Source organism: Bacillus sp. NH11B (genome assembly GCF_001884205.1).
Lineage (GTDB): Bacteria > Bacillota > Bacilli > Bacillales > Bacillaceae_G > Bacillus_A > Bacillus_A proteolyticus.
Window position 1 is genome coordinate 81,708 of record NZ_MAOG01000109.1, and the last position, 13,076, is coordinate 94,783.

Consider the following 13,076-nt stretch of genomic DNA (forward strand, 5'->3'; position numbering starts at 1 on the left):
TCATTTCATTTGTGTATGTCTAATTTGTGAAATTTTTCACAAATTAATATAATAAAATGCACTGCTCTATATTAGCAGTGCATTTTTACTATGCTAGTGCTTGTGCTAAATCTTCAATTAAATCTTCCCCATCTTCAATACCAACAGAGATTCGAATTAATGTATCTGTAATTCCTAATTCTTTACGGCGATCTGCTGGGATTGATGCATGTGTCATTTGAGACGGGATAGAAATTAAACTTTCTACTGCTCCTAAACTTTCAGCAAGTGTGAAGTACTGTAACTTCTCAAGTACTCCATTTAACGTTTCCTCACTATCTACATCAAATGAGATGATTGCACCAAATCCATTCGCCTGTTCTGTTGCTAATTCGTGATTTTGATGTGATTCAAGACCTGGATAATATACTTTATTTACTTTTGGATGGTTATTTAAAAACTCAGCAATTGCGCGTGAATTTATTTCATGCTCTTCCATACGAATTCCTAACGTTTTTAGACCGCGAAGTAGTAGGAAGCTATCTTGTGGTCCAAGAATACCTCCTGTTGAGTTTTGCACGAAATGAAGGTCTTCTGCTAGTTGTGGGCTATTTACAACGACTAGCCCTGCAACTACGTCACTATGACCTCCTAAATATTTCGTTGCACTATGAAGTACAATGTCTGCTCCTAAAGAGATTGGCGACTGCCAATATGGCGTCATGAATGTGTTATCAATAATTGTTAATAAGTCGTTTTCTTTAGCAAGAGTAGATATTTTCTTAATATCAGTAATTTTTAGTAATGGATTTGTTGGTGTTTCTACATAAATTGCTTTCGTATTTGGGCGAATTGCTTCTACAACTTCCTCTAGGTTTGTTGTATCTACAAATGTATGCTCAATACCGAAGCGGTTTAATACTTTCGTAATAACACGGTACGTTCCGCCATAAACATCATCTGTTAAAATGACATGATCACCTTTTGAGAACAACATAATTGTTGCTGTAATAGCAGCCATTCCTGAGCCAAATGCAAATCCAGCATGACCATTTTCTAATACAGCAATCATTTCTTCTAAAGCTGCACGTGTCGGGTTGCCTGTACGTGAATATTCATATCCTTGATGCTTACCAACTGCTTCTTGTTTGTACGTACTTGTTTGATAGATCGGTACGTTTACAGATCCAGTTGAAGGTTCTCCTATGCGAATACCATGAATTAACTTTGTCTTTGCTCTCATTTTTTATTCCCATCCTTTGTATATGTCTTTGCTTAAATAGCGCTCACTACTATCAGGAAAAATCGTTACAATATTTGTACCTGGTGTTGCTTTCTCTGCCTCAAGTAAGCTCGCATGAAATGCTGCTCCTGAAGAGCTTCCAACGAGAAGTCCTTCTTTTTGCGCTAATTCTTTCACTCGTAAAAATGCATGTCGATCAGAAATCGTATGAATTTCATCAAAATAAGATGTTTTTAAAAATGGTGGAATGAATTCAAGACCAATACCTTCTGTTTCATGTGAACCAGCTTTACCGCCATTTAAAATAGAGCCTTCTGGTTCTACAATAACCGCTTTAATATCAATATTTTTCTCTTTCAAATAAGATGCAGTTCCCATAAACGTACCGCCAGTCCCTGCCCCTGCAACAAATATGTTAATCTCTCCATTCAATGCATCCCAAAGTTCAGGACCTAATGTTTTGAAATAAGCACGCGGATTTGCTTCATTCGCAAACTGACTTGGAGAGTATGAATTCGGTATTTCATTTACTAACTCTTTTGCTTTTGCAATTGCGCCGGTCATTCCTTGCTCAGTCGGTGTATGCACGACCGTTGCACCTAGCGCTTTCATTAATTCTTGTTTCTCAATACTAAATTTCTCTGGTACACAAACAATAACGCGTAAATCATGTTCTAACGCTGCAAGTGCCAGTCCAATGCCAGTATTTCCAGCCGTCGGTTCAATAATTGTTCCGCCCTGGGTAACAAGCCCTTTTTCTAACGCATCTTCGATTAATTCTCTTCCTAAACGATCCTTAACGCTTCCGCCTGGGTTGTAAAATTCAAGCTTTGCAAATAAACGGACTCCTTCTGGAAGTGAAAAACGAGTAATTTCTACAATTGGTGTATGACCAATCAATTCATGAACGCCACGATATACATTCATCGTGTTCTCCCCCTTATTTGCCAATAAAGAAAAGGCAACTGTATGTATTTTCTTTATATGAGACAGTTGCCTTTTTGTTACATTACTTTAACTCTTCTAGTACTTTTACGATAAAGTTTGTAGAATGAAGAGCTGCTTGATCTAAAAATTGATCAAATGAAACATTTGATTCTTTACCAGCAATATCAGAAAGTGCACGAATAATAACAAACGGAACTTCATATTGGTGGCATACTTGTGCAACAGCTGCTGCTTCCATTTCCACTGCATAAAGATCTTCAAATTTATCACGAATTGCCGCAACGCGGTTCGGATCACTCATAAATGAATCGCCTGTTGCAATCATACCTTTTACAACTTGAATATTTTCTTCTGCCTGCATACATTTCTCAGCTAATGCAACTAATGCTTCATCAGCTTTAAATCCCGGCGGCATTCCTGGCACTTGACCATATTCATAGTTAAATGCTGTTACATCTACGTCATGGTGACGAACTTCTGTTGAAATAACCACATCTCCAACATTTAGAGAGTGATGGAATCCACCAGCTGAACCAGTATTAATTACTTTTTCAGGCTTATATCTTTCTAATAAAATCGTCGTTGACATCGCTGCGTTTACTTTACCAATACCAGACTTTAACAAGATTACTTCATGTCCTGCTAATAGCCCTTTCGTAAATTCACAACCTGCAACAGTTTCTGTTTCTGCTTGTTCTAGTTTGTCACGTAAAATACGTACTTCTTCTTCCATTGCTCCAATTACAGCAATTCTCAATCTAATCCCTCTTTCTATTGCTTAGTTGCCTCCATTACCCAAACGAAATGATTTAATCTCGTGAACGTTACGTGGAAGCCATTGTTTTCAAAAATAGATTGCATGATCGGAATACGTGTATAGTATTCTGTTTGCAAATCGTTTGCTAGCTGATGAAAACCTCTTTGTTTTGCTACTTCGACAGTTTTATCATACGCATCTTGATCTGCAAATATCGTATCAGCAAACACTATTTTACCACCTTTGTTTAGCAATTGACTATACTTCGCAATTGCTACGTCTTTTTCTTCATCTATTAAATGATGAAATGCGTAAGTGCTCACAATAGTATCGATTGAATTTGGGACTTCAAATGAAAGAAAATCACCCTCTGTAATTGAAAATTCTTTTGGTAATTTCTCTTTTGCAATAGTACGCATTTCGCGTGACGGTTCTATACCGTAAACTGTGCGACCAGCAAGTAATAATTTATTTGTTAAATTGCCAGTACCAACACCAAATTCTAATACGTTGCCAAATGACTTGTTAACTACATCCTCTAAAATGTCCTCATAATGGGCGAAAACTTCTTTATATTGTATATCTTCGCCTTGTACAAATGAGTCATACGTATGAGCCCATTCATCAAATAAACCATTAAATTCTGTTCCCATAAAAATTCCCCTTTTTCTTATCGGTTTTATCAGTATAATATGCCCTCTTTCCAAAAATGTCAATTGAAATGCACATGGTATTTCCTTCTTTTCTTTGTTACACTATAGGTGATTACATAGGAGAGGGGTCGTCTTCGTGTCATTTACCTTTGAAATGTTAGAAGATAAAGTAGAGTTTTTTGAAGCGGGAGACTTAGCTTCTTTAGAACGAAAAATTAGTGAACAAATCGATAATAATAAAGCACTTATGCTTGAAGTTCATCACATCTCGCATCAAATGGTTATGGATCCGGAAAGCAAAAGACCATATTATAGCGCGGTTGTTCATTTTAAATTAAAAAAATTACGCTAACTAAAAAAGAGAAGCTCATAAGAGCTTCTCTTTTTTAGTTTAGAGTTTGAACAAGTACTGGTTTCCAGCCTTCATTGTCTACCCAATCAATATTCACATAATACTTTTTACCTGATTGTTTATCTTGTACGTTACCGTAAGCTTTATTCTTACCGTTATTTCCGATTCTATGAATAACTAATTGCTCTACTGGAACGTCAATTGCAGCTGAAATTGCTTGATTCATCTCATTCCAATCTGCTGTACCTTTTTTAAACGTCATCGCAGGTGTTGCACCTTGCTCTGTACCTACTGGCTTCCAAGAAGCTTTCGTATAAGCGTCAGTTGCCTTTGGCTGTGTTTTTTCAGCTGGTACTTTCTCGTTAGCTTTCGCTTCTTCTTCAGCTTTTTTCTGTTCTTCTTCAGCCTTTTGCTTCTCTTCTTCCTTCTTCTTAGCCTCTGCCTTCTCTTGCTCGTTCTTCTTCGTCTCTTCTTTGCCTTTAGCTTTCTCAGCTTTATTCTCTTTTGTTGTTTGCTGAGCTACTTTTTTATCACTAGAAGCCGCTTGCTCTTTTGTGTCAGGAACAAACAATTGATATGCTACAATAGCTACTGCTATTAATACAATAGCAATTGCAATATTTAAAACACCGTTTTGACGACGTTTTTGTTGTTTCTGTTGAAATCTAGATCCTCCTGCCATTCTTCAAACCTCCATGCAGTTTTTCATACTTGCTATTGTAACATTAAATTTATAAAGGTTGAACATTTACAATAATATTTTCACGAAATGAAAACATTTCATAAATAATTGCAAGATTACTTTTCATTTTCTAATCTATGAATTACTTCTACCATTTCTGTAAAAACGGGTGTAACTACATTTTTGTTACTATCTGTTTCTATATCAACTACAACTAAAGCATACCTTGGGTTTTCATATGGAAAATAACCTGCAAACCAGCGATTCACCTTTTCTCCTTTTCCTGTTTGTGCCGTTCCAGATTTTCCGGCAACGTTTAGTGGTAACGAACGGAACACTGTTCCCGTTCCTTTCTCCGTCGTTACAACACCTCTTAATAACTCTTGTAGTTTTTTCACCGTTTCATAAGAAAGCTGTTTCCCAGTTAATTTATGATTTTCAAATGTAAAAAAGTCAGTTCCATTTTTATATACTATTTTTTTTACAGCTTTCACTTCCAACTTCTCTCCATCTCTAGCAATTGTCGCCATCATATTCGCTATAGCTAGAGGCGACACGCGTACATCTTTTTGTCCAATCATCGTTTGAGCAATGGCTTTTCTACTAACTTTATTTTCTTCACTTCTCCAAATAACAGCATTCTTTTCTTCTGGCAATTGTTCAAATTCTGGTGTATGAAATACTGAACCTTTCCAACCAACCGTCTTACTTGCTCCTAGGGCCTCTATATACGTCTCTAACACTTCTCTATCCTTTTGTATTAGTTCATTACCTAATAGGGCAAACGTCCGATTACAGCTTCTAGCAAAGCTTTCCTTAAAGTTTAATGACCCCATCATAACTTGTGGAAGATTTTCACCGTATAAATCCGTATTACAGTTAAATACACGGTTAAATCGCACCAAATTTTGATCAATTACCGCCGCTGCAACTACTGTTTTAAAAACAGATCCAGGAAAATGAGGAGTTAACATTTGATTTTCAAGTGTTGCTTTGTATGCGCTCCTATCATTCATCTGTAAAGATGGCTTACTTACCATTGCTAAAACTTCACTATTTTTTATGTCTAGTAATACTAACCCACCTTTTTTTATTCCGTTTTCATTTATAATCTTTTCAGCTTGCCGTTGCAACGTTTTATGTAGCGTTGTTTGAATAGTAACTGGATAAAATGGATTTCCTGGTGAAGTGTATTTTGCTTGTTTCCCGAAAATCGGCTCTCCTTGCCGATCCACTTGATATAGTACTTTTGCCTCTCCATCAGTAAGTAAAAATTCATCAAATGATTGTTGCAATCCGGAAATACCAATTGGCGTTTGTTCCGAAAGTTTTTTCATTTCTCCATAGCGCTTTTGAAATTCCTGTTCATTCTCTCCCACATCACCAATTAAATGATTTGCCTCTCCCGTTTGCTTCAATCGAACTTCTGCTGCTACAATGCCTAAAGTATCTAACTGATTTACCTTCTCCATCTGCTCAACCGTTAATTGAAATGGGATATTCCCCCTTTGTAATATAAATGCTTTATTCTTACTTTTCATTTGCAGTCTTATCTCTTGTCTCGACAAACCAATGATATGCGAAATTTTCTCTAACATGTCATTTTTTATTTGTAAAAATGGAAAAATAATTAGAACTGGATATTTCTCTTCACCGATTTCCTTACCATTTCGATCTGTAAAGTGCCCTCTTCCATTATCTACTGTAAGTGATTGCGTTCGTTGCGTAACACTTTTTTCAATTAAATTGATATTTTGGTCAGTAAATGATTCCGTATCTAAAATCTGTATTTGGATTAAGCGACAAAGTAGTAAAAACATTACACTCATAAAACAAATTAAAACAACTGTAATTCTCCGTTTTATTTTCATAAAAAACACCTCGTCTCATGTAGTTTAGACGAGGTGTTTCATCTTTTATACAAATAAAAAAATCACCCGTTTTTACACGAGTGATTTTTACGTTATTTTACAGAGATAATCTCTACTTGCATTTCTCCGCCCGGTGTTTGAATTGCTACCTTCTCACCAATTTGCTTACCTAATAAGCTTTTTGCAATTGGAGAATCGTTAGAAATTCTTCCTTCAAATGGATCTGCTTCTGCGCTACCTACGATTGTGTAAGATTCTTCATCTCCACCTGGTAACTCTTTAAATGTTACTGTTTTACCTAATGTAACAACTGTAGATTCTTCACCGTTATCTGTGATGATAACTGCGTTACGAATCATGTTTTCTAATTGTGTAATACGTCCTTCTACGAACGCTTGCTCATCTTTCGCTGCATCGTACTCAGAGTTCTCAGAAAGATCTCCGAAGCTACGTGCAATCTTAATGCGCTCTACAACCTCTTTACGTTTTACCGTTTTTAAATCCTCAAGTTCGTTCTCTAATTTTTGCTTACCCTCTTGCGTCATTGGGTATGTTTTTTCTGTTGCCATATTTTCCACTCCTTTTATATACCAATCCCCCGAAAAAAAAGAGGAGTTCCATATGAAAACTCCCCCACTTATATGTATAGCGGAGGTTTCTAGCACGCCTGTACTAGCGGAGTTGTCACATACAACCCCGTATTCCCAATTCTTCTTTATATAAAGAAGATATGTATGGAAAGTTGATATAAATATGCCCTCACCTATATATAGATGAGGTTGCATGTTTCATTGTATTCGATAGGAAGGGAAAAAATCCCTTCCTATCGTATATCTTTTACTATGCTATTACAAATTTACTTTTTGTTCAAGAATTGTTGCAATTTTTGTCACCATAATATCAATTGCAACATGGTTTTGTCCACCTTCAGGGATAATAATATCCGCAAATTTCTTAGAAGGCTCAATAAATTGATTGTGCATTGGACGTACAACAGTTACATATTGATCAATAACTGAATCCATCGTACGACCGCGCTCTTTAATATCACGCTGCATGCGGCGCAGGATACGAAGATCCGCATCTGTATCAACGAATAGCTTAATGTCCATTAACTCACAAAGACGTGGGTCTTCTAAAATAAGAATTCCTTCTAAAATGATTACATCTTTCGGCTCAACTGGAATAATTTCTTCTGAACGCGTATGCAATGTATAGTCATATACAGGCTTATCAATTTGCTCATATGCAAGCAACTGCTTCAAATGTTCAATTAACAGATCATTATCAAACGCAAGCGGATGATCGTAATTTGTTTTTAAACGCTCTTCCATTGGTAAATGGCTTTGATCTTTGTAATAATAATCTTGCTCCAAGATTAAAATGGAATGACCTTTAAAATGGTCAAAAATCGCTTTCGTTACACTTGTTTTTCCTGATCCTGAACCACCAGCGATTCCAATTACAACAGGCTTATTCGTCCCCATTCGACTACCACTCTTTCTTATTGAAGTATGTTTTTGCGCATCATATTATTCACATACACTGGTTGATCCACTTTGAATTTCACGATTTGCAACGGATGTCTCGCTGCATCTAATTCGTTTCCATCCTCATCCCAAATTTTCTCCACCGTCTGCGTAAAGTTTTCTATTTCTGGTCCAAAGAACTCCACTTCATGTCCTGGTTTGAAGTGATTACGTTGCTCAAGCGTTACGATGCCCGTTTCTTCATTATAATCTAACACTAAACCAGCAAAATCATACGTTGTTTTCTTACTATGATTTCCAAACATTTGCTCTTGATGTCCTGGAACCCCTTCAAAGAATGCAGGAGCTGTGTCACGATTTGCACATTTATCAAGCTCATCTAACCACTCTTGTTTAAACTCAAAGTTATCCGGATCCGCACAATACGCATCAATTACTTTACGATATACAGTTGCTACAGTCGCTACGTAATGGATAGATTTCATACGTCCTTCAACTTTTAAGCTATCAATTCCAATTTCAATCATTTTCGGAATTGATAAAATTAAATTTAAATCTTTTGGACTCATCGCAAAGTGAGCATCTTCTTCTTGGAATAAAGGAAGCTCTTTTGCATCTTTATGTTGTGATACCGTTTGAACTAAATCATAGTCCCAGCGACAAGATTGACAACAACCACCACGATTAGAGTCACGCGCTGTCATATGGTTACTTAATGTACATCTTCCTGAATATGCGATACACATTGCACCATGGACGAATGCTTCAATTTCAATATCCACTTTGTCTTTAATTTCTTTCATCTCTTCATAGCTTGCCTCACGAGCTAATACAAGACGATGTAAACCTTCTTCTTTCCAATACTGTGCTGCTTTCCAGTTGGATAGCGATTGTTGTGTACTTAAATGCACCTCAACAGAAGGTGCTACACGTTTACATGTCTCAATAATAAGCGGATCAGCAACGATAATTCCCGTTACGCCAGCTTTTTCAATCCCTCTTAAATATTCCTCTAGCCCGTCCATATTTTCATTATGTGCAAAAATATTTGTTGTTACATATATTTTCGCTCCATATTTCTTTGCAAATTCAACGCCTTCTGCCATGTCTTCCAGCGTAAAGTTACCTGCATTCGAACGAAGACCAAATTCTTGTCCACCTAAATATACAGCATCTGCCCCATAATGGATAGCTACTTTTAATTTTTCTAAGTTACCCGCAGGGATTAACAGTTCAGGTTTCTTCACAATAACGCGTTTGCCATCGATCACTCGTGAAATTTCTTGTACAGTCATTTCCTACACCCTCCTCGTTTAGTAAACCGTCTCTTTAAAGAAGAATCCTGTATCTAACGGACGATTTACTGGTTGCATTTCTTCTATCTCTTTATATAAATCATCTTTCACATCATAATACGCATCACGATCTTCTACACATAAATCAATTGCTTTACGATATTTCTTCGTTACTTCAATAATGTATTCAGAGCTTTTTAGTACACCGTCGATTTTTAAGCTGTCAACTTCAGCTTCGATTAGTTCCTCTAATTCATCGATGAAACAGATATCGTTCGGACTCATAATGTGAGTACCATTTTCATCTTCATAAATTGGATATTTATTGTTACGCTCTGGGTCATATAAGAACATATTCTCTTCATATTTTTTCTTTTCAATGTCAAGATTACGTCCTTGATACTCAAAGTAGTTTCCTACTAATGAACGCTTTGATTGGAACATACAAGTCATACCGTGAATTTGTACTTCTAGTTCCACTTCAGCATTTTCTTTTAAATCAACAATTTCATCTAAGCTAAGCTCACGAGCTAATACAGCACGCTTCGCCCCTCTTTGTCCCCAGTAATTACAAGTGAACCAGTTTGTTGCTGTCGTTTCTGTATTCCAGTGCAACTGCATATTTGGCGCTACTTCACGAACAGCCATTAATACCGCTGGATCTCCAAAAACAATTGCATCTACATTCACTTCGTTTAAAAATGAAACGTATTCTGTTAATTCTTCTACTTTATCGTTGTGGAACATAGCGTTCATGGCTACGTATACTTTCACACCATTTTCATGTGCAATCTTCGCCGCTTGTTTTACATCTTCACGTGAAAACTCCCCTGCTAAACGTAAACCAAACTTTTGCTCACCGATCATTACCGCATCTGCTCCTGCTTTCGCAAGAGGTTCGATATCCGCCACCGCTCTTGGTGTTACTAACAATTCAGGTTTCTTCATACCTTGGTCACCCTCTCTTTTTACTAACAGCTACTCCATCACCAATCGGGAAAATCGTTGTATCATATCCTTCATGGTTCATAAGCCACTCATTGTACGCCTTAATACGACGGATTAAACCACGCGTACGTCTGTTTTCAATTTTCTCTTTTGTCGTTACAAGACCATGGTACATAACATTATCTGAAATAATTACGCCACCAGGATTTAATAACGGTTCATATAAGTCAAAAAAGCGACGATACTGTCCTTTTGCTGCATCAATAAAAATAACGTCAAATGTTCCATGTTCTTTCACTTGTTCACCCGTTTCTAAAGCATCACCATAAATAACAGAAATGCGATTTGTTACTGGGGAACGTTCTATATATTCAAGTGCCTTTTCATATCGTTCACGATTGCGCTCTACTGTCACAATACGCGAATTCGGAATAGCTTCCATCATACGAATACTAGAATAACCGATTGCTGTTCCAAGTTCTAAAATGCTTTTCGGTCCAATTAAACGTAAAAATTGCAGCATAAATTCCATTCCAAGTCGATCCATAATCGGCACATGGTTTTCTGTTGCATACTCTTCCATTTCAAGAATTAATTTATCTTTTGGATCAATAAATGATAATAGGTACTCGTTAACTGCATCCTCCATAATTGGTCCTCCTTATTTACATGGAGAAGTGCCTCTATGACGCGTCAATCTTTGTCTTTTCACACATAGAATGCAATAAAAATACAAGCCAGCTTAACCCTTAGCTTGTACGTCCCGTTTTGATATTAAAAACGATTCTTCTGCCAGTTTTTAACCCGATATATTTTACCACAAAAAAGAGGGATGTGCGACCTTTTTCGCTATCCCTCCCCATTTCACTGTTTTTTCGTAATGTATTTTTGCTTTAATGCATTATGCTCTTCTAATGTTTTTGCATAGTACACTTCACCACTTGGTGCAGCTAAGAAATAATAATAATCTGTTTGCGCAGGTTCTAACGCAGCTTCCACTGAATGTTTACCAGAGTTTGCAATCGGCCCAACCGGCAATCCTTTCACAACATACGTATTGTACGGTGAGTTTACTTTTAAATCCTCATATAATACGCGTTGTTTATGCTTTCCAAGCGCGTATAACACTGTCGGATCTGTTTGAAGTGGCATACCTTTTGCTAAACGATTATAGAAAACACTAGCGATTTTTTGACGATCTGTAAAGCCCGTTGCCTCTTCTTCAATAAGTGAAGACATTGTTAAAAGCTGATGAACATCCCAGTTTTTCGCTTTCATTTTTGCCTCGTTTTGAACAATAATGGCATTCGTTTTCTCAAGCATTGGAATTACGATTTCTTCTAACGTCGTATCTTTTTTATAGAAAGAATACGTCGCTGGATATAGATAGCCTTCTAATGGATATTTAATATTGCTATCAAAAATTTTATCAGTCAATAACTTCGGATACTTTTGCTGCATTTTTTGAACAAATGCTTTATCGTTTAATTGACGTACAACATCATCTTTATTCCACTTTAATTCTGCCGCAATCACTTCTGCAATTTCAGTTACTTGCGCCCCTTCTTTAATCGTCACTTTATATAGCGCTGGACGATGTACATTACCAGATGACATTTGTTCAATGATGTCATTTGCACTCATCGAAGGATTTAATAAATATGTACCTGCTTGTAAGCTTTTTGACTTAACCTTCGTATAAAAGCTAAAAACTGTACCGCTTTTCACAGCACCTTTTCCCTCTAAAATTTCACCAATTTTACTTGTAGATGATCCTTTTGGAATCTCTACTTCAATCTCTTTTTTATTCTCGCTATCAACCGGTCCTAAAGCCGATGAAATATATGCATAGACTGAACCACAAACTAAAAGCAGTGCAATAATCGAAAATAAAAAAATGCGTCTACGCTTCTTTTTCACTTGATTCTCTATCAAAACTCTTCCTCCTTATTCAATTGTAGGCCATATGTACATCTTTCTATACAACACAATGAAAAATCACAATAAACTTACCTATCATTTTTTTACAGATATTTTATTTTTCTACAATCCGTCTCATTATACTACAAAGGATTACACAGTTTCGACAAAAAATCTTTCATTTTACATATAAAAAAAGATGGACTATATATCGTCCATCTTCTCAATACTTATTATTCTGCTTCTTGCTCATCAGCAAGAGTGTTGAACATTTCTTGTACCATTTCCCACTCTTCTTCAGATTCGATTGGAAGTAAAGTTCCGCCCTCTTCTTCATTTTGCTCATAAGCCATTGCATCATAAATTTGGTCTCCATCTTCGTCTACTTCACCGATTGGAGAGAAGACTACGTATGATTTTTTGCCAAATTTTTCAGCATCAAAAGTGAAAACAATCTCACATAAATGTTCGTTACCTTTTTCGTCTACAATTGTAATTTGATTTTCTTCCATTTTGGTCACCTCTTATTTACTATCTAAAAATCCTTGTAAGATTACGACTGCAGCCATCTTATCGATTACTTGCTTTCGCTTCTTACGGCTTACATCAGCTGAAATGAGCAGACGTTCCGCTGCCATCGTCGACAAACGCTCGTCCCACATTACTACGTCTAATTGTAACAGCTCTCGTAGGTTTTCTGCAAATTGCTGGCACGCTTCACCACGCGGACCAATTGTACCATTCATATTTTTAGGTAAACCTACTACTATTTTGTCCACACCATACTGTTTTACTAACTCAGAAATACGGTCAAAACCAAAGTGGCCTCGTTCTTCGTTAATCCTGATTGTTTCCAGCCCTTGTGCTGTCCAGCCCATTTCGTCGCTCATTGCAACTCCGACTGTTTTTGTACCTACATCTAAACCTAATATCCGCAT

The 13,076-nt window shown here is 36.7% G+C and carries 15 protein-coding genes; 1 reads left to right on the forward strand and 14 read right to left on the reverse strand.

Going from position 1 to position 13,076, the window contains the following annotated elements:
• Nucleotides 1-88: 88 nt before the first annotated feature.
• The 4 genes from BAU27_RS19770 to BAU27_RS19785 form a co-directional block, all read right to left on the reverse strand.
• On the reverse strand, nt 89-1,222 hold the full coding sequence (locus BAU27_RS19770; protein ID WP_071771707.1) for a bifunctional cystathionine gamma-lyase/homocysteine desulfhydrase: 1,134 nt from the start codon (nt 1,220-1,222) through the stop codon (nt 89-91).
• A gap of 3 nt (nt 1,223-1,225) precedes the next feature.
• Complete coding sequence (locus tag BAU27_RS19775; protein ID WP_071747416.1) at nt 1,226-2,149, reverse strand: O-acetylserine dependent cystathionine beta-synthase; 924 nt, start codon at nt 2,147-2,149, stop codon at nt 1,226-1,228.
• 82 nt (nt 2,150-2,231) lie between these two features.
• On the reverse strand, nt 2,232-2,927 hold the full coding sequence (gene mtnN, locus BAU27_RS19780) for a 5'-methylthioadenosine/S-adenosylhomocysteine nucleosidase (protein WP_002088741.1): 696 nt from the start codon (nt 2,925-2,927) through the stop codon (nt 2,232-2,234).
• Between the two features lie 14 nt (nt 2,928-2,941).
• The gene (locus tag BAU27_RS19785; RefSeq protein WP_002015267.1) at nt 2,942-3,580 is read right to left on the reverse strand and encodes a class I SAM-dependent DNA methyltransferase; all 639 of its coding nucleotides are present in this window, start codon (nt 3,578-3,580) and stop codon (nt 2,942-2,944) included.
• Nucleotides 3,581-3,716: 136 nt separating this feature from the next.
• On the opposite strand from BAU27_RS19785, the gene BAU27_RS19790 reads away from it, so the two are divergent.
• Nucleotides 3,717-3,932 (forward strand): YrzA family protein, encoded by a 216-nt coding sequence (locus BAU27_RS19790; RefSeq protein ID WP_000010984.1) that lies wholly within the window; start codon nt 3,717-3,719, stop codon nt 3,930-3,932.
• Nucleotides 3,933-3,966: 34 nt separating this feature from the next.
• Here BAU27_RS19790 and BAU27_RS19795 read toward each other — a convergent pair whose 3' ends face one another.
• The 10 genes from BAU27_RS19795 to ruvX all read right to left on the reverse strand — a co-directional run bounded on the left by BAU27_RS19795 (nt 3,967) and on the right by ruvX (nt 13,076).
• On the reverse strand, nt 3,967-4,614 hold the full coding sequence (locus BAU27_RS19795; RefSeq protein ID WP_071771708.1) for a YrrS family protein: 648 nt from the start codon (nt 4,612-4,614) through the stop codon (nt 3,967-3,969).
• A gap of 116 nt (nt 4,615-4,730) precedes the next feature.
• The gene (locus BAU27_RS19800; RefSeq protein WP_071771709.1) at nt 4,731-6,485 is read right to left on the reverse strand and encodes a peptidoglycan D,D-transpeptidase FtsI family protein; all 1,755 of its coding nucleotides are present in this window, start codon (nt 6,483-6,485) and stop codon (nt 4,731-4,733) included.
• A gap of 92 nt (nt 6,486-6,577) precedes the next feature.
• Nucleotides 6,578-7,054 (reverse strand): transcription elongation factor GreA, encoded by a 477-nt coding sequence (gene greA / locus BAU27_RS19805; RefSeq protein WP_000179964.1) that lies wholly within the window; start codon nt 7,052-7,054, stop codon nt 6,578-6,580.
• A gap of 279 nt (nt 7,055-7,333) precedes the next feature.
• A complete protein-coding gene (udk, locus tag BAU27_RS19810; RefSeq protein WP_071747420.1) occupies nt 7,334-7,972 on the reverse strand; it encodes a uridine kinase in 639 nt (212 codons plus the stop codon).
• 17 nt (nt 7,973-7,989) lie between these two features.
• On the reverse strand, nt 7,990-9,270 hold the full coding sequence (locus BAU27_RS19815) for a peptidase U32 family protein (protein WP_071747421.1): 1,281 nt from the start codon (nt 9,268-9,270) through the stop codon (nt 7,990-7,992).
• Between the two features lie 18 nt (nt 9,271-9,288).
• Entirely contained in the window at nt 9,289-10,218 is a 930-nt protein-coding gene (locus BAU27_RS19820; RefSeq protein ID WP_071747422.1) for a peptidase U32 family protein, read from the reverse strand.
• 7 nt (nt 10,219-10,225) lie between these two features.
• Nucleotides 10,226-10,867 carry an O-methyltransferase gene (locus tag BAU27_RS19825; RefSeq protein ID WP_071771710.1) on the reverse strand — a complete coding sequence of 214 codons (642 nt, stop codon included), beginning with the start codon at nt 10,865-10,867 and terminating at the stop codon, nt 10,226-10,228.
• Between the two features lie 215 nt (nt 10,868-11,082).
• Entirely contained in the window at nt 11,083-12,153 is a 1,071-nt protein-coding gene (gene mltG, locus BAU27_RS19830; RefSeq protein WP_071771711.1) for an endolytic transglycosylase MltG, read from the reverse strand.
• Between the two features lie 218 nt (nt 12,154-12,371).
• Nucleotides 12,372-12,650 (reverse strand): DUF1292 domain-containing protein, encoded by a 279-nt coding sequence (locus tag BAU27_RS19835; protein WP_000392249.1) that lies wholly within the window; start codon nt 12,648-12,650, stop codon nt 12,372-12,374.
• Between the two features lie 12 nt (nt 12,651-12,662).
• Entirely contained in the window at nt 12,663-13,076 is a 414-nt protein-coding gene (ruvX, locus tag BAU27_RS19840; RefSeq protein ID WP_071747425.1) for a Holliday junction resolvase RuvX, read from the reverse strand.

Coding starts and splice junctions, on each gene's coding strand:
- BAU27_RS19800 (WP_071771709.1), bottom strand. CDS start 6,485: ATGAAAATAAAACGGAGAATTACAGTTGTTTTAATTTGTTTTATGAGT.
- BAU27_RS19825 (WP_071771710.1), bottom strand. CDS start 10,867: ATGGAGGATGCAGTTAACGAGTACCTATTATCATTTATTGATCCAAAA.
- BAU27_RS19820 (WP_071747422.1), bottom strand. CDS start 10,218: ATGAAGAAACCTGAATTGTTAGTAACACCAAGAGCGGTGGCGGATATC.
- BAU27_RS19785 (WP_002015267.1), bottom strand. CDS start 3,580: ATGGGAACAGAATTTAATGGTTTATTTGATGAATGGGCTCATACGTAT.
- BAU27_RS19770 (WP_071771707.1), bottom strand. CDS start 1,222: ATGAGAGCAAAGACAAAGTTAATTCATGGTATTCGCATAGGAGAACCT.
- greA (WP_000179964.1), bottom strand. CDS start 7,054: ATGGCAACAGAAAAAACATACCCAATGACGCAAGAGGGTAAGCAAAAA.
- udk (WP_071747420.1), bottom strand. CDS start 7,972: ATGGGGACGAATAAGCCTGTTGTAATTGGAATCGCTGGTGGTTCAGGA.
- BAU27_RS19775 (WP_071747416.1), bottom strand. CDS start 2,149: ATGAATGTATATCGTGGCGTTCATGAATTGATTGGTCATACACCAATT.
- BAU27_RS19795 (WP_071771708.1), bottom strand. CDS start 4,614: ATGGCAGGAGGATCTAGATTTCAACAGAAACAACAAAAACGTCGTCAA.
- BAU27_RS19835 (WP_000392249.1), bottom strand. CDS start 12,650: ATGGAAGAAAATCAAATTACAATTGTAGACGAAAAAGGTAACGAACAT.
- ruvX (WP_071747425.1), bottom strand. CDS start 13,076: ATGCGGATATTAGGTTTAGATGTAGGTACAAAAACAGTCGGAGTTGCA.
- BAU27_RS19815 (WP_071747421.1), bottom strand. CDS start 9,270: ATGACTGTACAAGAAATTTCACGAGTGATCGATGGCAAACGCGTTATT.